Source organism: Bradyrhizobium algeriense (assembly GCF_003062295.1).
Lineage (GTDB): Bacteria > Pseudomonadota > Alphaproteobacteria > Rhizobiales > Xanthobacteraceae > Bradyrhizobium > Bradyrhizobium algeriense.
In genome coordinates this window covers 45,135-66,587 of the sequence record NZ_PYCN01000001.1, presented here as the reverse complement: position 1 = coordinate 66,587, position 21,453 = coordinate 45,135, and the positions used below count along the sequence as shown (strand labels likewise).

The following is a 21,453-nucleotide window of genomic DNA, read 5'->3' as shown; positions in this document are numbered from 1 at the left end:
ATTCCATCGAAACGCGGCTCAAGGGGAGAGGATCGCCGGACCAGATGGGTTTGCAGTACGACGACAGCACGCCGAGAGCGCCGGCCGCGCGGCCGCGCGGATGGCTGCGCGCCGTCGTCGTCGGCGCCATGGCGATCCTGTTCGTCGGCGCGGCCGTGGGCTTCATCGCCTTTCTTTCGCAATTGCGCGGCGTCGAAATCAGGCCGGCGCGCAACGCCGACGGGATCGTGGTGCTGACCGGCGGCTCGTCGCGGGTGTCGGACGCGATGGAATTGCTGGCCGGCGGTTACGGCAAGCGGCTGTTGATCTCGGGCGTGCATCCGACCAATGCCCTGAGCGACATTTCGCGCTCGCTGCCCGACAACCAGTCACTGCTGTTGCGTTGTTGCGTCGATCTCGACCGTTCGGCCGTCAATACCAGGAGCAACGCCGCGGAGACGCGGCGCTGGCTCCGCGAGCGCGGCTTCAAGTCGCTGATCGTGGTGACGTCGAACTATCACATGCCGCGCGCCATCCTGGAGTTGTCGCATGCGATGCCCGACGTCACGCTGATTCCGTTCGCGGTGGTCGGCGACCGCTGGCGCGACGAGCCGTGGTGGACCAGCGGTGCGACGCTGCGTCTGTTGCTGTCGGAGTACGCGAAATATGTCGCCGCCGAAGTGCGCGTGCGGCTGGCGGATGCAGGTGTCGACCTGGCGCCCGAACTTTCTGATCAGCCCGCGCCGGCGCCGCGCCGGCCGGCGACGGCGCAAGCCAACTGAGCAGGCTTTTGATTGTCGACACATCGCGCCGGCACGCGGCGTCTCTGCAACCTGCCGCGCAGTGAATCATTCCGGCGTGATCATGAACGCGTCCGTCGGTGCAAACTGAACGGCGTTAGTGAAATGCCGGCAACCTGCACAAGTCGCGAACTGGCGTCGTCCACGCATCAAGCAAGCGGCGTGGAGGAATCTGGAACCAGCACGGGTACCCGGGATGACCGCGGTTCCATGTTGTGTTGACCCGGACTCGCCTGTAGGTTGTTTACCTATGGGTTGGCGACTTAAAGCGATGGCGTTCCGGGTGCTCGAAATGCCGGGCGGGAAGCACGCGCACTATTTTCTGCAACGGCATGTGACGCGGACCTGGCCCCGGCCCGCTGCTACACTTGTTTCACTTCAGAATATTGCGCGCCGTGTCGTCGAGGACTATGCGCGACATGTCGGTGGAACCCCGTCGTCGGTGCTCGAAATCGGCGCCGGCCGGGATCTCGCTGTCCCTTTGGCGCTGCGGCGGCTCGGGGTCGCGAAGGTCATAGCCTCGGACGTCAACCGTCTGGCGCGGCTCGACCTGATCCAGCATGCGGCGCGGCGAATCCTCACCGGTGATGTCACGCTGGAAAGCTGGGACCATCTGGAACGTTTTGGCGTCTGCTACCGGGCGCCGCATGACGTCACTGATACTGATCAGAAGGTCGACTGCTCCTGCTCGAACGAGGTGCTGGAGCACATCCCGCCGGACCAGCTTGTGCGGTTGCTCGCGGGACTGCGGGCGGTGACCGTCGGAATCACGACGCATTCGATCGACTACAGCGACCATTATGCCCGTTCGGACAGTAGTCTCTCGCGGTTCAATTTCCTGAAATACGACGACGCGCAGTGGCGCCCTTTCAACAGTGGCTTGCAATACGTCAACCGGCTTCGGCACAGCGACTATGTCAGGCTGTTCCGCGAGGCCGGGTTCGCGATTCTTGAAGAAAGCTCGGTACCGGGCGAGCCATCGGCCGAGATCGTGGACAATGTCGCGCCGCGATTCCGGCAATATGAGCCGGCCGATTTGTTCGCGCTAAGGGGACGGATCGTTGCACAATAGCCTGCCGCCGGTGCTGATCGTAATCTTTGCCCTTTCCGTGGGCCTCCGGCTTTGGGTGGACTTCTATCTCACGCCCTGACGGCGCGTTGAGGTCGAGCGACGGATCCAGGAGTCACAGCGCACCACATACAGGCGCAGCATGCCGCGGGTGAACAAGCCAATCTATGACGCGTCTTGTGCATCCCCTTTGGCAGGATGAAGCGGATGCGCGTCGTGCAGCATCGCCGCGAGCCGGTGCAATTGGGAATCGCGAAAACCTTCCGCCTCGATCGCCTTCACGGTGGCGAGAACATAGTCGCGGTTGACGCCGGACTGGCCGTGCCCTTGCAGCACATGGCGCAACTGTTCTGCCGGCGACAGCCGTCCGGCATATTGCACGTGGCCGCGGTCGACCACGTAGACGAGGGCGCTGACGCGCTGGCGCGCCTCGTTTTCCAGCCACACCGAGCGCTTCACCTCGCGGTAGACCGAGGTGACCTGCTCGCGCTCGCGCAAATAGGCGATGGTGGCGGTGCGGTTCTTCTCCGCGATCCGGAACGCTACGCCGCGGCAGGCGCCGCCGCGGTCGAGCCCGAGCACGAGGCCCGGCTTCTCCGGCGTGCCGCGATGGACGAAGGAATAGACGCAGAGCGCGCGGTGTTCGCCGATCAGCCGCGCCGGAACGCGTTCGATGAATTCGAAGCCCGGGCGCCACATCAGGGAGCCGTAACCGAACACCCAGAGGTCGCCTGTCGAGAATTCCGTATCGTTGAGACCAGTCGCGGACATGCCCGCGCACCGCTACCAGAACCGAACGACAAAGCGAAGTAAAATCAATGCCTTTTGTTGTGATCGGTGGATGCTTACATTTGACAAAATCGCTAGCCAAAGGACGCCGCATGCCTGACACGACCCCCGCGCCGCGCCGGCGCCCGCTGTGGCGCCTCTTCATCATGCCCGCTTTGCTCGTCGTCGCCGCCGCGGCATGGAGCGCATTCTGGTTCTATGCCGCGTCCGAAGTGGGCGTCCGCGCCGACGCGTGGGCCGCGCAGGAGGCCAAATCCGGCCGGATCTATGCGTGCGCCAAGCGCGAGGTCGCGGGCTTTCCATTCCGTTTCGAAGTCCGCTGCGACGACGCCAGCGTTGCGCTGGTCTCGCAGACGGCCGATGCGAAGGCGCTGTTCACCGCGCGGCTCGGCGAGATCATGGTGATCGCGCAGATCTACCAGCCGAAACTGCTGATCGCCGAATTCAAGGCGCCGGCCACGCTGGCCGATCGCGGCCAGCCGCCGTCGATGAAGGTGAATTGGACCAGCGGCCGCAGCAGCGTCAGCGGACTGCCCGACATTCCGCAGCGCGCCTCCATCGTGTTCGAGAATCCCTCGATCGATCGTGTCAACGGACCGGTACAGACGCCGCTCGCGCGCGCCGGCCAGGCCCAGCTGCACGGCCGGTTCGCCGAAGGCTCGGCGCAGGACAATCCCGTGATCGAGACCGTGTTGCAGATATCGGGCGGCAGCGTGCAGGAAGTGCACCCGCTGCTGGCTGCGCCGTTCGATGTCGACGTGCAAACCAGGCTGAGCGGCTTGAAGGATTTCACGCCAAAGCCCTGGCCGGAGCGGTTCAGGGAGTTGCAGGCGGCAGGCGGCCGTGTCGAAGTCGTGCGCTCGCGGGTTCAGCAGGGCGATCTGGTCTCGGTCGCCGCAGGTACGTTGAGCCTCAACGCCCAGGGCCGGATCGACGGCGAATTGCAGATGACGGTGGCGGGCATCGAGAAAGTGATTCCGGCGCTGGGAATCGAAAAGATGCTGGAGGAGGGCGTGCCGCAGGCAACGCTCGATCGCGTAGCACCTGGCGTGAAATCGCAAGACCTCAACAATTTGTTCGGCGCGCTCGACCGGGCGATCCCGGGGCTCGGCAAGGTCGTCAAGCAGAACGCCAATACCGGCGTCGCCGCGGGCATCAATGCGCTCGGCAAGGAGGCGGAGCTCGAAGGCAAGAAGGCCCGCGCCTTCCCGCTGCGCTTCGTCGACGGCGCGGTGTTTTTAGGCCCGCTGAAGGTGGGGCAGATACCGCCGCTGTTTTGAGACCGTAGGATGGGTAGAGCGAAGCGAAACCCATCAATCGCGATTGCAGCGATGGGTTTCGCTGCGCTCTACCCATCCTACGCGCCGAATTACAGCACCTGGCCGGAACGTTTTTCGGGCCTGGATGCTTGAGTCCGGTTGTATCGTGCGGGGCAGCGACAAATAGAGAGGCGAGAATGTTCCTGATGGGACTTGGCGCGCTCCTCGTTATCGGCGGATTCCTGTACCTGGCACGCACCGCTATTTGGCGGGGACCGCTTAGTGGCCGGGATTCCTCCCGGCCCGCTCGCGATACTTTGGAGCCGCCACGGCGCAGCTTGCGATTCCTGGGGCTCGGAACGAATTGGCCGGGCCTTTTCCTTATGGCACTCGGTGCAGTTCTGTTGCTATCGGGGGCCGGTTTCTAGCTAGCCTCGAACAGCCAAGCCGATGTGCAGACGGCAGCAGCCAGTCCGGGAGGAGGGCATCGGCTATGAGCCGCACTGCGCGGTCCGAGTTGCCGGGGCCACGAGCACGTAACTGATTCACCCATTGCCGATGCGAGGCGTCCGTCGCTGATCCGGCAGCGCGGCCGATACGAATCGGCGGCGCTGCTCCGGGATCCATTCAATCATTACGAGCTAGCGCTCGTGGCTCCACGGGAAGAGATTGGCCGGGAAATCCGCCGCGTAGCGGTGTCCTTTCCGCAGATGGGGTTCCTCCTGTGGAGGATTGGGATTCGGCTCCACCACTTTCCGGTACAGATGCCAGGTGGCATGACCGAGCACCGGCAGAACGACGGCGAGACCGACGAAGAGCGGTATCGAACCGATCACCAGCAGCGCCGCGACGATCAGCCCCCACCCGGCCATCGGAATCGGATTCATCATCACGGCCCGCAGCGACGTCCGGATGGCGTCGATCGCCGTGGCATGCCGATCGAGCATCAACGGAAACGACACGACGCTGACGCACAGCGAAATGACCGCGAACAGAAAACCAACGCCGCAACCGACGATGATGAGCGACCATCCTTCCGGAGTCGTCAGCACGCGCGTTGCAAAATCGGGGATGCTCGCAGCCGGTGCGTGGCCGAAGATTGAGACGTAGATCGCATTCGCTACGCCGATCCAGGCTCCGAACAGAACGAGCAGGAGCACGCCGAGTTCGATCATGGCGCCGAAAGCCGGAGCGCGCAGCACGTGAAGCGCATCCCAGACGCCGACCTCCTCGCCGCGCTCGCGGCGGCGGCTGAGCTCGTAGAGACCAATCGCGGCAAAGGGTCCAAGCAAGGCAAACCCGGCCGCCAGCGGAAACAGCAGCGGCAGTATCGAGTAGCCAAGGACCATCCTGAACAGCGCAATACCGAGAACGGGATAAATCACGCACACCACAACCGCGTGACTTGGCATTGCCTTGAAATCTTCCCAGCCCAGGCGCAGCGCCTCGCCCAGGTCGGATAGTTCGATCTTGCGAATGGGATATGTGGCGGCGTCACCGAAAACGTGCCGTCCAAACTTTGCGATGCTGTCAGAATACGTGGTGGCCATAGGCGCAACCTCCCGTGCTCGCAGTAGCGGCGGTCAAACGACGCCGCAACCCGCGTGTCTCCGCATTGATGTGCGAGAGTCGCGGCCGAGCCGAGTACGGCAAACCCTGGTCCAACGAAAGGAGCTTAGCCGGACGAAACTTGTCGCGACCTGCCCAGCGAGCTTAGCGCCATGCGACCCCGACAGCGCTCACGGTTTGGTGAACTGTGCACGTTCGCGGTCATTTGGTGCGTTGCGTCATCGTCGAACGATTGTGCTGGCTCGCCAGCTTGCTGCATCTGCGCAGCGTGTCGACGCTCAAGTGATCTATTGACGCCAGCGCCGACGCGTACCATCCTTAATTTCTGACGCCCTGGATTCCGATGAAAGCGGTCGTAACGTGTGCTCGGTGCCACGTTTGGATGTCGCGACCGGTCAAAGTGGGCGAGGCAAGACGCACTGCGATGGCGCATGTGAAGTCGGCCATCGAGACAGATGCGGGCTCCGCCCTCTGATTCGACTCCGTTGCCTTTACTGGCAAGAAGGAGCGAGGGATGGTTGTTGCGCTCATATTGCTTCTGGTCGCCGTCGGCTCGGTGCTGTTTCACATCTACAGCCCGTGGTGGTGGACGCCGATCGCCACCAACTGGCGCTACATTGACGACACCATCAACATAACTTTCTGGATCACCGGAGCGGTTTTCTTCGCGGTCATCGCGTTCATGGCCTATTGCGTCTTCCGCTTCCATCACAAGGAAGGAAGGCAGGCAGCCTACAATCCCGAAAACAAGAAGCTCGAATGGTGGCTCACCATCGGGACCGCGATCGGCGTTGGCGCCATGTTGGCGCCCGGCCTGGTGGTCTGGCACCAGTTCGTCACGGTTCCGGCCGACGCCACCGAGATCGAAGTCATGGGCCAGCAATGGAACTGGAGCTTCCGCCTCCCCGGCAAGGACGGCCGGATGGGCACAACCGATGTTCGGTACGTCAGCTCCGACAACCCTATGGGCTTGAACCCCGACGATAAGCATGGGCAGGACGACGTTGTCATCGCAAGCGACGACTTGCATCTCCCCGTCGGCAAGCCGGTCAAGGTTTTGCTTCGTTCCCTCGATGTCTTGCACGATTTCTATGTGCCCGAGTTCCGCGCCAAGATGGACATGGTCCCGGGCATGGTCACCTATTTCTGGATGACCCCGATCCGAACCGGAACGTTTGATGTTCTCTGCGCCGAGCTGTGCGGCGCTGCGCACGCGCAGATGCGCGCCAAGGTTTTCGTCGACGACGAGAGCGACTATCTGACCTGGCTGGAGAAGCAGAAGACGTTTGCGGAATTGTCAGGCCAAAGCGCCATTAAGAGGGCGACGTACGAATCCGGCGGCAAATAAGAAATGCTGCTGCTGCGAAGATAAATTGGGCGCGCAAGACGCTCTCATCGCGCCGTGATGGAGAAACGACCGGGAGGTAAGTCGATGGTCGATGTCCCGTATGACAGAATCGCAGACGTTCCGCCTGCCGAAGTGCCGGAGGTTGAGCTCTATCACCCCAAAAGCTGGTGGACGCAGTACGTCTTTTCGCAGGACGCCAAAGTCATCGCCATCCAGTACTCGCTGACGGCGACGGCAATCGGGCTGGTCGCGCTGGTGCTGTCGTGGCTGATGCGGCTGCAATTGGGATTTCCTGGCACATTCTCCTTCATTGATGCGAACCAATACCTTCAATTCATCACCATGCACGGCATGATCATGGTGATCTACCTACTCACGGCGTTGTTCCTTGGAGGCTTCGGCAACTACCTGATCCCGCTGATGGTCGGCGCCCGGGACATGGTCTTCCCCTATGTGAACATGCTGAGCTACTGGGTCTACCTGCTCGCGGTCATCGTGCTGGCTGCGGCCTTCTTCGTGCCCGGCGGGCCAACCGGCGCCGGCTGGACGCTGTACCCGCCGCAGGCGATTCTCTCCGGCACCCCCGGGCAGGATTGGGGCATCATTCTGATGCTGGCCTCGCTGATCCTGTTCATCATCGGCTTCACCATGGGCGGGCTGAACTACGTGGTGACCGTGCTGCAGGCGCGCACGCGCGGCATGACGTTGATGCGTTTGCCCCTGACGGTGTGGGGCATTTTCACAGCCACCGTGATGGCGCTGCTGGCTTTCCCGGCGCTGTTCGTCGCCTCTGTCATGATGCTGTTCGACCGTGTTCTGGGAACCAGCTTCTTCATGCCGGCCCTCGTCGAGATGGGTCAGCAGATGAAGTATGGCGGCGGCAGTCCGATCCTGTTCCAGCACCTGTTCTGGTTCTTCGGTCATCCTGAGGTCTATATCGTCGCCCTGCCTGCCTTCGGCATCGTTTCCGATCTGATCAGCACTCACGCGCGAAAGAACATCTTCGGCTATCGCATGATGGTCTGGGCTATCGTGGGAATCGGCGCGCTCAGTTTCATCGTATGGGCGCACCACATGTATGTGAGCGGCATGCACCCGCATTTCGGGTTCTTCTTCGCCACGACGACGCTCATCATCGCCATCCCAACCGCCATCAAGGTCTACAACTGGGTACTGACCCTGTGGCGCGGCGACATTCATCTCACGGTCCCGATGTTGTTCGCGCTCGGCTTCATCATCACATTCGTGAACGGCGGACTCACCGGCCTCTTCCTCGGCAATGTCGTCGTGGACGTCCCGCTGTCGGATACCATGTTCGTCGTCGCGCATTTCCACATGGTGATGGGCGTGGCGCCGATCATGGTCGTGCTGGGCGCGATCTATCATTGGTACCCCAAGGTAACGGGGCGGATGCTGGATGACTGGATGGGCAAGTTTCATTTCTGGGTCACGTTCCTTGGCGCCTATCTGATCTTCTTTCCCATGCATTATCTCGGGCTGCAGGGAATTCCGCGGCGGTATCACGACATCGGCGAAGCGGCGTTCATCACGCCGAACGTCCATACGCTCAATGCCTTCATTACCGTGGTGGCCTTGACCGTGGGCCTCGCCCAGATGGTGTTCCTGTTCAATCTTGTCTGGAGCTATTTCAAGGGCAGGCCTTCGGGTGGCAATCCATGGCGGGCGACAACACTGGAGTGGCAGACGCCGGAAACCCCGCCCGGGCACGGCAACTGGGGCAAGGAGCTCCCGGTGGTCTATCGATGGGCGTATGACTACAGCGTGCCCGGTGCTGCCCAGGACTTCATTCCGCAGAACCAGCCACGCGCGACGCCGGCCCTCCAGGGAGCTGCTCCGTGAGCGCCATCATCCTGTTCATGGCTGTAATAGCGGTCATCGTCGGATGGTGGCTCTCACAGCAACGGCTGACAGCCAAGCCCTGGCTGGAAGAAGGTTCGATCGACGACTTCCCGGGCACGGGAGCAATGACCCTGCCGGCAGCGAAGATCGGACTGGGAGTGTTTCTCGCCGTCGCCACCTCGTTGTTCGCACTCTTCATCAGCGCTTACTCCATGCGCATGAACATGGTGGACTGGCGGGCACTGCCCGTGCCGGGGCTGCTGTGGCTCAACACCGGCGTGCTGGTCGTGAGCAGTGTCGCGTTGCAATGGGCATACGTGGCCGCGCGCCGGGACAACATGGACGGTGTCATCGTCGGCCTGTGCGCAGGGGGGGCGTCCGCAGTTACGTTCCTGATTGGGCAATTGCTGGTGTGGCAACAGCTGAGGGCCGCGGGCTATTTCGTGGCGTCCAATCCAGCCAATTCCTTCTTCTATATGATCACCGCTGCGCATGGGCTGCACCTGATGGGTGGCCTGGTGGCACTCGGCAGAACGACGGCCAAGGTGTGGCGTGGCGCCGAGATGCCCCAGGTGCGCCTGAGCGTGGAGCTCTGCACGATCTACTGGCATTTCCTGCTGTTGGTCTGGCTGGTCTTGCTTGGTCTGCTGACGGGCTGGACGGACGATTTCGTCGACATCTGTCGGCGGTTGCTCAGCTAGGAGAGACCAGATGGCAGAGACTGCGCTGACAAACCCGGGAGAACCGGCCGCGCGAGCTACCGGCTGGCAGGGCATTGCTGACGACTGGTCCTCGGACCAGCGCGCATTCAAGAATGTCTCCTGGGGGAAGGCCATGATGTGGATCTTCCTCCTGAGCGACACCTTTATCTTCAGTTGTTTTCTGCTGTCCTACATGACCGCGCGAATGTCCACGACCGTGCCGTGGCCGAATCCGAGCGAGGTATTCGCTCTCACCATTGGCGGGCATCATATCCCCCTGATCCTGATCGCCATCATGACCTTCGTCCTGATCAGCAGCAGCGGGACCATGGCGATGGCCGTCAACTTCGGTTACCGCCGTGATCGCACCAAGACCGCGGTATTGATGCTGGTCACAGCGGCACTTGGCGCAACCTTCGTCGGAATGCAGGCGTTCGAATGGACCAAGCTGATCATGGAGGGCGTCCGGCCTTGGGAAAACCCGTGGGGCGCGGCGCAGTTTGGTTCAAGCTTTTTCATGATCACGGGGTTCCACGGCACCCACGTGACGTTCGGCGTAATCTTCCTGGTCGCTATCGCGCGAAAGGTTTGGCGCGGAGATTTCGATCACGGGCGCCGCGGCTTCTTCACGAGCAGGAAGGGGAATTACGAGATCGTCGAAATAATGGGCCTGTACTGGCACTTCGTCGATCTTGTGTGGGTTTTCATCTTTGCCTTCTTTTATCTGTGGTGAGGTCAGCGCATGGTAGACGCAGCGGTACATCTAGAACGACAACAGCCTTCGTTACACATGCCCGTGCATGAAGCACACGTATCAGGAGCCGTGCACGCAGAGGGGCAGCAGCATCCGATCAAGCTCTATCTCGTGGTCTGGGGATGGCTGTTCGTCCTCAGCACCTTCTCTTATCTCGTCGACTATTTTGGCTTCCAGGGCTATCTCAGATGGTCGCTGATCCTGCTGTTCATGGTGTTGAAGGCCGGCTTGATCGTCGCCGTATTCATGCACATGGCCTGGGAGCGGCTGGCGCTCGCCTATGCCATCCTGCTGCCGCCGGTGCTGGTGCTGGTCTTCGTCGCCATCATGGTGTTCGAATCCGAGTACACGCATCTCATCCGGGTCCTGTTCTTCGCGTCGCCGACTTAAATACTGCCGCCTCGCATCAGAAGGGGGAGGATCAACTCGCTGGGCTAGTCGGCACGAGGCTATGCTTGCCAATTGGCAAGATAGTCGCTGCGGTTTGCGCGACCATATTCCTTGTCGGCCATGGAGACAGTCGGATGCGCCGTTTCATTCTCGTGCTCGGAGCCGGAATCTTCGCAATCGTTCCTGGCTATGCCCAGGATGCGGCTTCCGGCGAGAAGGTTTTCGTCCAATGCAAGGCGTGTCACCAGATCGGGGAGAACGCAAAGAACGCCGTTGGCCCGTTGCTCAACGGGCTCTTCGGGCGAAAGTCCGGGACCATTGAAGGCTACAGCTATTCACCCGCGAACAAGAATTCCGGAATCACCTGGGATGAAGCAACCTTCCGGGAATACATCAAGGATCCGAAAGCCAAGATACCCGGCACCAAAATGATTTTTCCAGGCTTGAAAGATCCAAAGCAGATTGACGACATCGTCGCCTACCTCAAGCAGTTCGATGCGACGGGAAAGAAGGCGGGAATTGTCCCGGCGGAAAGCAAGCTCGCAAAGCTGCGGTAGCGGCCGCAGTCGGTGAAACCGGCCTGCGCATTTCGGAGACTGCCTGACAAGAGCGTTCTACAACCGATGGCTTTCTTGAGTACCGGACTGAAAGATGCCGCCATGTCGGCGGCAAGGGGAGGCATTAATCTCATGCAAATCAATCGTTCAATTCTCGTTCGCGGGAGCTATGCCAACATCGGGGACTATGTCGCGCTGACGAAACCGCGCGTTATGTCGCTGGTCGTCTTTACCGCACTGGTCGGTCTCATGGTCGCACCAGGCGGCATCGATCCCTTCGCCGGTGTCGTGGCTCTTCTTTGTATAGCCGCCGGAGCCGGCGCTGCAGGTGCGCTCAATATGTGGTACGACGCCGACATCGATGCGTTGATGGCGCGCACCGCCATGCGTCCAATTCCCAGCGGCCGTGTATCGCGCTCGGAAGCGTTGGTTTTCGGACTGATGCTCGGCATGTGCGCCGTTCTAGGCCTCGGCGCTTTCCTGAACATGGCCGCGGCTGCGCTGCTTGCTTTCACAATTTTCTTCTATGTCGTCATCTACACGATGTGGCTCAAGCGCCGAACGCCGCAAAATATCGTCATTGGCGGTGCGGCTGGCGCGCTCCCTCCGGTGATCGGCTGGGTCGCGGCCGCCGGAAATGTTGGGCTCGAACCGCTCGTCCTGTTCCTGATCATCTTCCTTTGGACGCCACCCCATTTCTGGGCACTGTCGCTCAATCTTGCCGGTGAGTATGCTCGCGCTGGGGTGCCGATGTTGCCGGTCGTAGCCGGCCGGGCCGAAACAAAGCGCCAGATTCTTCTTTACAGCGTTGTTCTGGCTCCTGTCTCACTGCTGCCCTGGGTATTGGGGTTCGCGGGGGCGATCTATGGCGCGGCCGCGGCGATGCTTGGAGCGATCATGATTTTTCTCTCATGGCAGGTACGTCGGAGCGATGACAGGGAAAGGCAGCCTGCGCGTCGCCTGTTCGTGTTTTCCATGCTCTATCTGGTTCTTCTTTTTGGCGCGCTGTTGATGAATGCTGTACCCTATGTTCAGCCTCTCTAATGCGCTCGCGCGCGCCTACAAACCGTAGGATGGGTGGAGCGTAGCGATACCCATCAATCGCGGTCAATGGCAGCGATGGGTATCGCGGAGCCTGTCATCGGGCGCGCGTTCGCGCGACCCGTTGGCTCCACCCATCCTACGCGTGACCGCGCATCGATGCGGTGCGTTCAGCGTGGCGGCCTGACGTTCTCGGTCAAGCGCGAGATCGGTTCCGACCTGAGCGGATCGGCAATGATTTTCGTCTCTACCAGGTCGCACTTCGGGCATTCAAACACGCGCTTCTCGGAGCCGTCCGGCAGCGGCTGTATCCGCCCAAGCCTCATTCGTGCCTGACATCTCGAACACCGAGGGCGCTCAATCGGCAGCAGGATCGGATCAGGTCTTTCGAACATAGCCCGCCTCCAGCCTGGAAGGGCCGATCAGCGCAGCGGCGCACAGCTTGCCGGGATCGCGTTCGCCCTTCTCCGCTTGCCGGAAAATGCGGTCCGCCATGTCGGATTTTCGGATCAGGGCCTTGCGCTCGTCGGGTAGACGCGACCAGGCGTCGTCCAGCGCCTTGCGCAGGATCGTCAGGGTTTCCGGATCGTAGTACGCGCCCATTGTAGCCTCCAGCAGGACAATTCAGCGCCCAGTTCCCCGACCGCGTCTGTTGGGTAGCGGACATAAGTCGCAAATAAAGGCTGGCGATGCTGCACCTCAAGCGTAGTGTGGACCCACTGGCGGCCGGTGAGCATCAGGCGCCGCCGACTGAGAGTTATCGCGCTCTCGCCTGTCCAACGGAGCGCGGCCGTAGCGATCAATCGACAAGGCGCGGCGATGGCAGTGTTTCCCTCACTCCGCCTTCTTCGACGGCGGATGCACTGTCGTTCCTCCGGCCAACACGCACAGTATTGCCAAAGACACGCCGGAATTGCGTCTCGCTGATGAGTTGGTTTGGGGCTCGCGCCGCTACACTGCTCGAAACAATGACGAAGGGATGGTCGTCACAATGCGTACCGAACCCATACGTTGGGTTCGACGTAAACCGCACAATCCTGTTCGAGTGAAATCATGACCGGCACAAGCGCGCCCGCAATCGCGATCTCGCCAGACCGATCGAACGACGTTCCGGTCCAACGTGACCAGTCGGCAATACTGCCAACAATCGTCATGGAATAGGGCGCAATCTTCACGAGTCTTGCCCCGGCGCGAAGGTGAGTACGCAGCCAGGGGTCGGTCGGGAAGCCGTCGGCACCCACCGTGTTAACGTAATCGCGCATCGGCACGAACGGACGAAGATGCTTCTGGTTTGGTCGCACCGGAGCGAACATTTCCGCAAACCCGTGGGCTTTCGCGCAGGCTTTCATGGCGTCCAGCAACGCCAGCGAATTGCCGCCGCCTCGCGCTTCGGGAAGCAAACTGATTTCCAGGGCGCTCAGCGCATTCGGAGCGCGCCCTGCCATCTGATCATCGTGGGCCCAACGGATGACCTCGTCCCAGCCGCCATCGGGGAGTTCGGCGCGGCCGTCGATGTTGAAAGCGAACGGTACGCTGAATGCCCGGGCGACGACCTTGCCTTCGGCGACGCCGACGAACGCATAGTCAAGGTACCGATCGAATCTCGATGGCGCAAAGTAGAGCTGCGCCGCCGGGTCATGCCGCATGAATTCCGGCCAGACCGAATCCAGTTCAGCAGAGAAGATCAATGGCCGAAGATCGGGTCGTTCCCGCAATGTAAAGATTTCCAGAGCCATGATGCCTGCCCAACCCTGTCGTTGAATATCAACCTTCACGCCGCCGAACCGGCGCGCGTGAGGGGAGCTTCGTAGCCCGGATTGCGCTGCGCTCCATCCAGGCTACAAGGTTGACGATCTCTCCACGTCATTGCGAGCGAAGCGAAGCAATCTAGGCCTCCACACGGGGAAAGATGGATTGCTTCGCTTCGCTCGCAATGACGTGTGGAGAGCGGCGCGCAAGTGCCGAAGCGGTGTCCCTCACTCCGCCTTCTTCCCCAGCGGCGGATGCGGGCGGCCGAAATCCGGCGCGGCTGAATCCTGGCCGATCTCGACGATGCCACGGCGGATCGCGCGGGTGCGGGTGAAATGCTCGAACAGCGCTTCGCCGTCATTGCGGCGGATCGCGCGGGTGAGCTTTGAGAGATCCTCGTTGAAGGTGCCGAGCATTTCCAGCACGGCTTCCTTGTTGTTGAGGAACACGTCGCGCCACATCGTCGGGTCCGACGCCGCGATGCGGGTGAAATCGCGAAAGCCGCCGGCGGAGAATTTGATCACCTCCGACGACGTCACCTGCGCCAGCTCGTCCGCCGTGCCGACGATGGTGTAGGCGATCAGATGCGGCAGGTGGCTCGTGATCGCCAGCACCAGATCATGATGATCGGGCGTCATGATCTCGACTTTGGCGCCCATGCCGGCCCAGAACGCACGCAGCGTTTCGACGGCCATCGGATCGGCGCCATCGGGCGGCGTGAGGATGCACCAGCGGTTGATGAAGAGTTCGGCGAAGCCGGAATCGGGCCCGGAATGCTCGGTGCCCGCGACCGGGTGGGCCGGAACGAAATGAACATTCGCCGGCAGATGCGGCGCCATCTCGCGGACGATCGCGCCCTTGACCGAGCCGGCGTCGGACACGATCGCGCCGGCTTTCAGGAACGGCGCAATCTCCTGCGCGACCGGGCCACAGGCGCCGACCGGGATGCAGAGGATCACGAGGTCGGCGTCTTTGACAGCTTCCGCGTTGGTCTCCAGCACCTCGTCGACGACGGAAAGTTCAATCACCCGCGCGCGGGTCTTCTCCGAGCGCGCGGTGGTGACGATTTCGCTGGCGAGCCCCTGGGCCCGCGCGGCGCGCGCGATCGAGCCGCCGATCAGGCCGAAGCCGATCAGCGCGACGCGTCGGAAGATCGGCGTTGCGTTCATTTGGCCGCCATGAAGTCGCGCAAGGCCTCGACGACGAGGCGATTGGCCTCCTCGGTGCCGATGGTCATGCGCAGGGCGTGGGGGAGGCCGTAATTGTTGAGCGCCCGCAGCACCAGGCCTCGTTTAGTTAGAAATACGTCTGCGTCCGCCGACGTCTTGCCTTTCTCCTGCGGGAAGTGGATCAGCACGAAATTCGCCACGCTCGGCGTCACCTTGAGCCCCAGCTTGCCGATTTCTTCGGTCAGCCAGTTGCGCCACTGCTCGGTGAACGCCTTGGACATCTGGACATGCGCAGTGTCCTCGATCGCGGCGACCGCCGCCAGCATCGCCGGCGTCGAGACGTTGAACGGCCCGCGAATCCGGTTGACGGCGTCGATGATATTGGCAGGGCCGAACATCCAGCCGATCCGCAGCGCAGCCAGCCCGTGGATCTTGGAAAACGTGTGCGTCATCACGGTGTTTTCGGTGGTCGCCACCAACTCCAGGCCGAGCTCGTAATCGTTGCGCGACACGTAGTCGGAATAGGCGGCGTCCAGCACCAGCAGCACATTCTGCGGCAGGCTGGCGCGCAGCCGCTTGACCTCGTCGAACGGCACATAGGTGCCGGTCGGATTGTTCGGGTTGGCCAGCCACACCAGTTTCGTGCGCGGCGTCACGCGCGCGAGAATGGCGTCGACCTCGGCGGTAAAGTCGGTCTCGGGCGCGACGACGTTTTTCGCGCCGTTCGCCATCGTGGCGATCGGGTACACCAGAAAGCCGTGGGCGGTGGAGATCGCTTCATCGCCGTGGCTGAGATAGGTGTGCGCCAGCAGGTTGAGGATTTCGTCCGAGCCGGCGCCGCAGATGATGCGGTTGGGATCGAGCCCATAGGCGCGGCCGATCGCCTCGCGCAGCACCCGCGAGGTGCCTTCCGGATAGTCCTCCAGATGCGCCGCCGCGGCCTTATAGACTTCGATCGCCTTCGGCGACGGCCCGAACGGGGTCTCGTTGGCGGACAGCTTGAACACCTTGCGGCCCGGCTCCGGCACCGGCGTCTTGCCGGGCGTGTAGGGCGCAATATCGAGAATGCCGGGATTCGGCACGGGGCGGTTCATCTTCTGGCTCCGGATATTCAAGGCGCGGCTTAGGACTTGGCCGACCCGTTAGGGGGCACCGTATAGCGCGTTGCGTGGCTGCCGACGAGGGCCGACGAGCGCACCGAGGCGCCGGCCTTGATCAGCGCGGTCTTGATCTTCTCGAAGCCGGCACCGGCATCCGACACCAGGAGCGCCGCGCCGTCGAAGGCGGTGTCGGGCACGGCGACGATTTCGGCGAGCGGCGCCACGGCGCGCGCGATATCGGCGTTCCAGCCGGAGACGCGGACGCTCCACATCTGGACCTCGGTCACCATGGCATCGTCGGCGACCCGCGAGATCAGGAAGACGGGGAGCGCCGCCGGATGGTCGGCGCGTTCGAGGAACGGCAGCCGCGCGATGATTTTTGGCGCGCCGTCAGCTTCCAGCGCGATCCACCACGGCGTGCGGCCCGAGATTGCCGAGACCAGCGCCAGATCGCCCTTCGATTTCGCCACCGCTTCCACCGCGGCCTGCGCGCTGAAATGGCCGACATAAGGCACGACGAAGCCGAAATGAAAGCGCGCCGAATCCCGCATCGCGGGTTCGCCGACCGAGACATCCGCATGCACCGCGAATGGCGCCTGTACGTAAGTGAAGGTCGAGATGATGACGCGCCAGATGCTCTCGATGGTGTCGAGCGGCAGGATGCCGCGATGGCGCTGCGCCAGTTGCCGCATCATGCTGGCCTCGCGCGCCGGGCGGAACGCCGAGCCGACTTCCTGGGTCTGCTTCACCTGAATCAGCCGGTCGATGATGTCGCCGCGGGCCATCAGGAGGCGATGGACCTGCTCGTCGATCGCGTCGATCTCCTTGCGCAATTCCTGCAGCGAGGGCGGGGCCGGGGGTGCCTTGGACGGGACCTTGGACATCTTCGAAAAACCTTGGTGCCGAACCGCCCGATGCGCCCGGCAGACAGTTGCATTGATTAGGAAAGACGGGCGCTGAAAGCAAAGAGAAACGTCACGGGCCAGCCCTGCACGATCGGGTTAACCATGCCGTCCGGCCCCCGCCTGCCTTGACGAAATGCCTGGGCGGGACTAGCTTTGTTCCATTCCGTGGTCATTTGAGCCGGCCGGCTTGCAGCCACGTTAAACAACTCGCTAAACAGGCCGGGGACAGAGTTGATCCCGGTCGAACCTTTTGTTCAGGCCGGGTTTTTTATGGCCTGATTCTGTCCGTAGAGCCTCCGCGAGGAGGAAGGTCGCCGCGATGACAAACGTGCATTCGATTACCAGCCCGTCGATCCAGGGCGAGGATCGCGCCCATGAGGCCGACCACCCGACGTCGCTGGTCGCGACCTTCGGCATGGATCAGCCGCTGACGCTCGATTGCGGCGTCGACCTGGCGCCGTTCCAGATCGCCTATCAGACCTATGGCGAACTGAACGCCGACCGCTCCAACGCCATCCTTATCTGCCACGCGCTGACCCTCGATCAGCATGTCGCCAATTTGCATCCGCTGACCGGCAAGCCCGGCTGGTGGGAAATCATGGTCGGTCCCGGCCGTCCGCTCGACACCGACAGGTATTTCATCATCTGCTCGAATGTGATCGGCGGCTGCATGGGGTCAACCGGTCCGGCCTCGACCAATCCGGCTACCGGCAAGGCGTGGGGGCTGGATTTTCCAATCGTCACGATCCCCGACATGGTCCGCGCGCAGGCTATGCTGCTCGATCGGCTGGGCATCGAAACATTGTTCTGCGTGATCGGCGGATCGATGGGCGGCATGCAGGTGCTGCAATGGACCGCCGCCTATCCGGAGCGCGTGTACTCGGCGCTGCCGGTCGCCTGCTCGACGCGCCACTCCGCACAGAACATCGCGTTTCATGAACTCGGCCGACAGGCCGTGATGGCTGATCCGGACTGGCATCATGGGCGCTATTTCGAACGCAGCACCCATCCGCATCGTGGATTGGCCGTGGCTCGGATGGCCGGGCACATCACCTATCTCTCCGATGCCGCGCTGCATCGCAAGTTCGGACGGCGGATGCAGGACCGCGAGTTGCCGACCTTCTCGTTCGACGCGGATTTCCAGGTCGAAAGCTATCTGCGCTATCAAGGCTCGTCCTTTGTCGAGCGTTTTGACGCCAACAGCTATCTCTATCTGACGCGGGCGATGGACTATTTCGATATCGCCGCCGACCACAGCGGCGTGCTGGCGCAGGCGTTTCGCGGCATCAAGACCCGCTTCTGCGTGGTGTCGTTCACCTCGGACTGGCTGTTCCCGACCTCGGAATCGCGGGCGCTGGTGCATGCGCTGAACGCTTCCAGCGCGAGGGTGTCGTTCGCCGAGATCGAGACTGATCGCGGCCACGACGCCTTCCTGCTCGACGTGCCGGAGTTCTTCGACATTGCCCGCGCCTTCCTGGAATCGGCCGGCAAGGCGCGTGGGCTCTCCAATGGTGCGGGTGGTTGATATGGCGGTTCAGGAACCGGCCCTGCCGCTCGGCGGCATAGCGCCCGACCGCACGGGCAAGTATCGCACCGATCATCTCATGGTCGCCGAAATGATTCCGGCCGGCTCAAAAGTGCTCGACGTCGGCTGCGGCGATGGCGAGTTGCTGCAACTCCTGGAGAGCCGCGGCATCGACGGCCGCGGCATCGAGCTGTCGCGCGAGGGCGTCAACCGCTGCGTCGCCAAGGGGCTCGCGGTGGTGCAGGGCGATGCCGACACCGACCTTGTCAATTATCCGGACGATGCCTTCGATTACGTGATCCTGTCGCAGACGCTGCAGGCGACGCGGCAGCCGAAGCCGGTGCTGGAGAATCTCCTGCGGATCGGCCGGCGCGCCATCGTCTCGTTCCCGAATTTCGGCTTCTGGAAGATGCGGCTGCAACTGCTCGTCGGCGGACACATGCCGCGCACCGAAAATCTCCCCGCCACCTGGTACGACACGCCGAACATCCATTTCTGCACCATCAAGGATTTCGTGCAGCTCTGCGACGAGATCAACGTCAAGATGGAGCGCGCGGTGGCGCTCGACCTCTACGGCCGCCCGGTGCCGCTGAACCTGCCCTGGTGGGTCTGGAACATGTTCGGCGAGCAGGGCGTGTTTTTGCTGAGTAGGGGTGGGGCGGGGAAGTGACGCCACTGCCGTCATTCCGGGATGGTCCGAAGGACCAGACCTCAGATGCGCAATTGCGCATCGGGGAATCTCGAGATTCTCAGGTGCGCAATTGCGCACCATAGTTCGATGCTTCGCATCGCCCCGGAATGACGGGGCTATACCGGCGCCGCCACCATCGACCGCGGATCCCGCACCGGCCATCTCCCGGCCTCGACCAGCGCGATGAACCGCTCCACCATCTCGTTGAACAGCGCCGGCTCTTCCAGATTGAGTACGTGGCCCGACTTCGGAAAGAACGAAAGCCCCGCCGCCGGCAGGTGCTGCTTCAGGAACAGGCTCGGCCCGATGCAATTGTCGTCCTCGTCGCCGCACAGGATCAGCGCCGGCGTCGGCACGCGCCGGATCGCATCGGTCATGGTGTAGATCGAGGGACGTGCGCCCTGAAAGCTGCGCATGGTGTTGGCCGAACCTTTGGCGTCATGCCGCGCCAGCGCGGCGTAGAAATCGGCATGGCCGCGCGGGTCTTTCAGCAAAAATGGAATCCGGCTCGGCGCCTCGCGCGTCACCTTGGCGACTTCCACCGAGCCGATCGCCTCATACTGCTCGGCATTGGCCCGGCACTGCGCGCGGAAGGCGTCGAGATGCTCGATGGCAGAGCCTGAGCCGACGGCGGCGAGCGTCATCGACAGTGCCCGGTCGGCTGCATTGAGGCCGACCTGCAGCGAGGAATAGGAGCCCATCGACAGGCCGATGAAATGGGCCTTCGCGATGCCGAGATGATCGAGCACGGCGAGCGCGTCGGTGTAGAAATGCTTGTAGGTGTAGACGGCGGCGTCAGGCGGCACGTCGGAGGGCGTATAGCCGCGCGCCGAATAGGCGATGCAGCGGTGGCCGCGCGAGAAGTAGCGCATCTGCGGCTCCCAGTTGGTGTGGTCGGCCGCGAACTCGTGCAGGAAGATGATCGGCGTCCCGCTTCCCGTCTCTTCGTAGTGCAGACGAACGCTGTCTTTGGCGACGGCATAGGGCATTTCGGATTCTTCTCCATTTTCTTGTTTTCACGCAACATCCTTGCGTGGCCGGGCAGCAAAATTGCAATTAATTCTCGCGGCCGCAATACGGCAGTTTAGTTTCATTTTCGCCATCGAATGAGCGCGGAATCACCCCGGAATTGTTTCCGCAGCGCCACATGAAATCTTCGTCTCGTCACATCGCGACGCAAAACGCCGCCCGCGGTCGTTCGTGGACGAACGCAAAGGGGAAGTTGGGGGTGTTACAGAGGGCTTAGTATGCGTCAGTTGTTTGCGTTTCGCCGGTCGCTTCGTTTCATCGCGCTGGCACTGTGTTCGGTTTCCATCGTTGCATTCGTCACTCCAGCTTCGGCACGGCCTCACCACGGCGCAGGGCGACACGCTCGCGCTTATCACGCCGGCCATCATGCCAAGCATCATTACGCCCATCGCCACCATCGCCATGCGGCCCGGAAGTCGCGCTGGGAGCGCGGGGCTGCGCAAATCCAGGCCGGCGGCTTTGCCGGCGCCAACCCGAGCTTCATGGAAAGCAGCCCGATGGTTGCGCCCGGCGGCTTCGGCTCGCCCAGCGCCGTCACGGAGGCGCGCGCCGATCGCGGCCGTCGTGGCGCCCGGCTGCGGCAGGTCGAGCGCACATCACGCTGGGAGCGTGGGGTCGCGCAGATGCAGGCGCGCGGCCTTGCCAACGTCAACGCAAGCGTCGCAACGGATGCAAGCGTCGCGACAAATGCAAGCGTCGCGACAAACGTAAGCGCCGGAGCGAATTCAACCGTGACGCCGGCCGGCGGCGCGATGGCGTCCAGCTTCAGCTCGTCGAACGTCGTCGCCACGGCGCGGCGCTATCTTGGCGGCAACCCGACGGGACGCGGCAGCCTGTGGTGCGCGCGGTTCATGAACATGGTGCTGCAGCACTCCGGCTATCGCGGCACCGGCTCGGACATGGCGAACTCGTTCGCAAGTTACGGCCAGCGCGTTTCCGGCCCGCAGGTCGGCGCGATTGCAGTGATGACGCGCGGACGCCGCGGCGGCCATGTCGGCGTCATCACCGGCATCGATGCCAAGGGCAACCCGATCATGATCTCCGGCAATAACGGCAACCGCGTCCGCGAAGCCCCGGTCTCGCGCGGCCGGATCTACGCCTACGTCATGCCGTCGAACTGAGGCGGATCGCGTTGCGTCCTCTTCCCGTTGTTGACGGGAAGGGGACGC

21 protein-coding genes and 1 riboswitch are annotated in these 21,453 nt (G+C 62.5%); of the genes, 13 read left to right on the top strand and 8 right to left on the bottom strand.

The genetic code is table 11. From position 1 onward, the window contains the following. The first annotated feature begins 44 nt into the window (after positions 1-44). Both C7G61_RS00315 and C7G61_RS00310 read left to right on the top strand, forming a co-directional pair. Positions 45-761: a YdcF family protein gene (locus C7G61_RS00315; RefSeq protein ID WP_108512100.1), complete on the top strand. Its 717-nt coding sequence runs from the start codon at positions 45-47 to the stop codon at positions 759-761. Positions 762-975: 214 nt separating this feature from the next. Beyond that, on the top strand, positions 976-1,851 hold the full coding sequence (locus tag C7G61_RS00310) for a class I SAM-dependent methyltransferase (RefSeq protein ID WP_145963530.1): 876 nt from the start codon (positions 976-978) through the stop codon (positions 1,849-1,851). Between the two features lie 162 nt (positions 1,852-2,013). Here C7G61_RS00310 and C7G61_RS00305 read toward each other — a convergent pair whose 3' ends face one another. Beyond that, the gene (locus C7G61_RS00305; protein WP_108512098.1) at positions 2,014-2,619 is read right to left on the bottom strand and encodes a gamma-glutamylcyclotransferase; all 606 of its coding nucleotides are present in this window, start codon (positions 2,617-2,619) and stop codon (positions 2,014-2,016) included. 110 nt (positions 2,620-2,729) lie between these two features. Between C7G61_RS00305 and C7G61_RS00300 the strand changes: the two genes are divergently transcribed. Next, positions 2,730-3,917, top strand: coding sequence for a DUF2125 domain-containing protein (locus tag C7G61_RS00300; protein ID WP_108512097.1), 1,188 nt, complete (start codon positions 2,730-2,732; stop codon positions 3,915-3,917). Positions 3,918-4,537: 620 nt separating this feature from the next. On the opposite strand, the gene C7G61_RS00290 is transcribed toward C7G61_RS00300, so the two are convergent. Next, positions 4,538-5,446 carry a DUF2189 domain-containing protein gene (locus C7G61_RS00290; protein WP_108512095.1) on the bottom strand — a complete coding sequence of 303 codons (909 nt, stop codon included), beginning with the start codon at positions 5,444-5,446 and terminating at the stop codon, positions 4,538-4,540. Between the two features lie 533 nt (positions 5,447-5,979). On the opposite strand from C7G61_RS00290, the gene C7G61_RS00285 reads away from it, so the two are divergent. The 7 genes from C7G61_RS00285 (at position 5,980) to C7G61_RS00255 (ending at position 12,119) form a co-directional block, all read left to right on the top strand. Further along, positions 5,980-6,813 (top strand): cytochrome c oxidase subunit II, encoded by an 834-nt coding sequence (locus tag C7G61_RS00285; RefSeq protein ID WP_108512094.1) that lies wholly within the window; start codon positions 5,980-5,982, stop codon positions 6,811-6,813. An 84-nt stretch (positions 6,814-6,897) separates the two neighbouring features. Then, positions 6,898-8,673, top strand: a complete 1,776-nt coding sequence (locus tag C7G61_RS00280) for a cbb3-type cytochrome c oxidase subunit I (protein ID WP_108512093.1) — start codon at positions 6,898-6,900, stop codon at positions 8,671-8,673. Then, the gene (locus C7G61_RS00275; protein ID WP_108512092.1) at positions 8,670-9,374 is read left to right on the top strand and encodes a cytochrome c oxidase subunit 3; all 705 of its coding nucleotides are present in this window, start codon (positions 8,670-8,672) and stop codon (positions 9,372-9,374) included. Before C7G61_RS00280 ends, C7G61_RS00275 begins: the two co-directional genes overlap by 4 nt. A gap of 10 nt (positions 9,375-9,384) precedes the next feature. After that, on the top strand, positions 9,385-10,107 hold the full coding sequence (locus C7G61_RS00270; protein ID WP_108512091.1) for a heme-copper oxidase subunit III family protein: 723 nt from the start codon (positions 9,385-9,387) through the stop codon (positions 10,105-10,107). Between the two features lie 9 nt (positions 10,108-10,116). Then, on the top strand, positions 10,117-10,518 hold the full coding sequence (locus C7G61_RS00265) for a cytochrome C oxidase subunit IV family protein (RefSeq protein WP_190241603.1): 402 nt from the start codon (positions 10,117-10,119) through the stop codon (positions 10,516-10,518). Positions 10,519-10,652: 134 nt separating this feature from the next. Then, entirely contained in the window at positions 10,653-11,075 is a 423-nt protein-coding gene (locus tag C7G61_RS00260; RefSeq protein ID WP_108512089.1) for a c-type cytochrome, read from the top strand. Positions 11,076-11,207: 132 nt separating this feature from the next. Further along, positions 11,208-12,119, top strand: coding sequence for a heme o synthase (locus C7G61_RS00255; RefSeq protein WP_108512088.1), 912 nt, complete (start codon positions 11,208-11,210; stop codon positions 12,117-12,119). Between the two features lie 375 nt (positions 12,120-12,494). Here the strand turns inward: C7G61_RS00255 and C7G61_RS00250 are convergent, their stop codons facing one another. From C7G61_RS00250 to C7G61_RS00230, 5 genes are all read right to left on the bottom strand, one after another. After that, the gene (locus tag C7G61_RS00250) at positions 12,495-12,719 is read right to left on the bottom strand and encodes a hypothetical protein (RefSeq protein WP_108512087.1); all 225 of its coding nucleotides are present in this window, start codon (positions 12,717-12,719) and stop codon (positions 12,495-12,497) included. Between the two features lie 383 nt (positions 12,720-13,102). After that, complete coding sequence (locus C7G61_RS00245; RefSeq protein ID WP_244608077.1) at positions 13,103-13,852, bottom strand: hypothetical protein; 750 nt, start codon at positions 13,850-13,852, stop codon at positions 13,103-13,105. Between the two features lie 240 nt (positions 13,853-14,092). Beyond that, on the bottom strand, positions 14,093-15,034 hold the full coding sequence (locus C7G61_RS00240) for a prephenate/arogenate dehydrogenase family protein (RefSeq protein ID WP_108512086.1): 942 nt from the start codon (positions 15,032-15,034) through the stop codon (positions 14,093-14,095). Continuing rightward, positions 15,031-16,128, bottom strand: a complete 1,098-nt coding sequence (hisC, locus tag C7G61_RS00235) for a histidinol-phosphate transaminase (protein ID WP_108512085.1) — start codon at positions 16,126-16,128, stop codon at positions 15,031-15,033. The genes C7G61_RS00240 and hisC overlap by 4 nt, the downstream gene beginning before the upstream one ends. A gap of 29 nt (positions 16,129-16,157) precedes the next feature. Continuing rightward, on the bottom strand, positions 16,158-17,018 hold the full coding sequence (locus C7G61_RS00230) for a chorismate mutase (protein ID WP_108512084.1): 861 nt from the start codon (positions 17,016-17,018) through the stop codon (positions 16,158-16,160). Between the two features lie 176 nt (positions 17,019-17,194). Beyond that, a riboswitch (SAM riboswitch) is annotated at positions 17,195-17,274 on the top strand. An 84-nt stretch (positions 17,275-17,358) separates the two neighbouring features. Here C7G61_RS00230 and metX point away from each other — a divergent pair. Next, the gene (gene metX / locus C7G61_RS00225; protein ID WP_108512083.1) at positions 17,359-18,564 is read left to right on the top strand and encodes a homoserine O-acetyltransferase MetX; all 1,206 of its coding nucleotides are present in this window, start codon (positions 17,359-17,361) and stop codon (positions 18,562-18,564) included. A gap of 1 nt (position 18,565) precedes the next feature. Beyond that, a complete protein-coding gene (gene metW, locus C7G61_RS00220) occupies positions 18,566-19,234 on the top strand; it encodes a methionine biosynthesis protein MetW (RefSeq protein WP_190241602.1) in 669 nt (222 codons plus the stop codon). A gap of 137 nt (positions 19,235-19,371) precedes the next feature. On the opposite strand, the gene C7G61_RS00210 is transcribed toward metW, so the two are convergent. Further along, positions 19,372-20,244 carry an alpha/beta fold hydrolase gene (locus C7G61_RS00210; protein ID WP_108512082.1) on the bottom strand — a complete coding sequence of 291 codons (873 nt, stop codon included), beginning with the start codon at positions 20,242-20,244 and terminating at the stop codon, positions 19,372-19,374. A gap of 522 nt (positions 20,245-20,766) precedes the next feature. On the opposite strand from C7G61_RS00210, the gene C7G61_RS00205 reads away from it, so the two are divergent. Beyond that, positions 20,767-21,405 (top strand): TIGR02594 family protein, encoded by a 639-nt coding sequence (locus tag C7G61_RS00205; RefSeq protein WP_420836730.1) that lies wholly within the window; start codon positions 20,767-20,769, stop codon positions 21,403-21,405. Positions 21,406-21,453 lie beyond the last annotated feature (48 nt).

Bases quoted from the DNA above. Each gene is read 5' to 3' on its own strand.
- C7G61_RS00315 (WP_108512100.1), top strand. From the start codon at position 45: ATGGGTTTGCAGTACGACGACAGCACGCCGAGAGCGCCGGCCGCGCGG.
- C7G61_RS00310 (WP_145963530.1), top strand. From the start codon at position 976: ATGACCGCGGTTCCATGTTGTGTTGACCCGGACTCGCCTGTAGGTTGT.
- C7G61_RS00305 (WP_108512098.1), bottom strand. From the start codon at position 2,619: ATGTCCGCGACTGGTCTCAACGATACGGAATTCTCGACAGGCGACCTC.
- C7G61_RS00300 (WP_108512097.1), top strand. From the start codon at position 2,730: ATGCCTGACACGACCCCCGCGCCGCGCCGGCGCCCGCTGTGGCGCCTC.
- C7G61_RS00290 (WP_108512095.1), bottom strand. From the start codon at position 5,446: ATGGCCACCACGTATTCTGACAGCATCGCAAAGTTTGGACGGCACGTT.
- C7G61_RS00285 (WP_108512094.1), top strand. From the start codon at position 5,980: ATGGTTGTTGCGCTCATATTGCTTCTGGTCGCCGTCGGCTCGGTGCTG.
- C7G61_RS00280 (WP_108512093.1), top strand. From the start codon at position 6,898: ATGGTCGATGTCCCGTATGACAGAATCGCAGACGTTCCGCCTGCCGAA.
- C7G61_RS00270 (WP_108512091.1), top strand. From the start codon at position 9,385: ATGGCAGAGACTGCGCTGACAAACCCGGGAGAACCGGCCGCGCGAGCT.
- C7G61_RS00265 (WP_190241603.1), top strand. From the start codon at position 10,117: ATGGTAGACGCAGCGGTACATCTAGAACGACAACAGCCTTCGTTACAC.
- C7G61_RS00260 (WP_108512089.1), top strand. From the start codon at position 10,653: ATGCGCCGTTTCATTCTCGTGCTCGGAGCCGGAATCTTCGCAATCGTT.
- C7G61_RS00255 (WP_108512088.1), top strand. From the start codon at position 11,208: ATGCAAATCAATCGTTCAATTCTCGTTCGCGGGAGCTATGCCAACATC.
- C7G61_RS00250 (WP_108512087.1), bottom strand. From the start codon at position 12,719: ATGGGCGCGTACTACGATCCGGAAACCCTGACGATCCTGCGCAAGGCG.
- C7G61_RS00245 (WP_244608077.1), bottom strand. From the start codon at position 13,852: ATGGCTCTGGAAATCTTTACATTGCGGGAACGACCCGATCTTCGGCCA.
- C7G61_RS00240 (WP_108512086.1), bottom strand. From the start codon at position 15,034: ATGAACGCAACGCCGATCTTCCGACGCGTCGCGCTGATCGGCTTCGGC.
- hisC (WP_108512085.1), bottom strand. From the start codon at position 16,128: ATGAACCGCCCCGTGCCGAATCCCGGCATTCTCGATATTGCGCCCTAC.
- C7G61_RS00230 (WP_108512084.1), bottom strand. From the start codon at position 17,018: ATGTCCAAGGTCCCGTCCAAGGCACCCCCGGCCCCGCCCTCGCTGCAG.
- metX (WP_108512083.1), top strand. From the start codon at position 17,359: ATGACAAACGTGCATTCGATTACCAGCCCGTCGATCCAGGGCGAGGAT.
- metW (WP_190241602.1), top strand. From the start codon at position 18,566: ATGGCGGTTCAGGAACCGGCCCTGCCGCTCGGCGGCATAGCGCCCGAC.
- C7G61_RS00210 (WP_108512082.1), bottom strand. From the start codon at position 20,244: ATGCCCTATGCCGTCGCCAAAGACAGCGTTCGTCTGCACTACGAAGAG.
- C7G61_RS00205 (WP_420836730.1), top strand. From the start codon at position 20,767: ATGGAAAGCAGCCCGATGGTTGCGCCCGGCGGCTTCGGCTCGCCCAGC.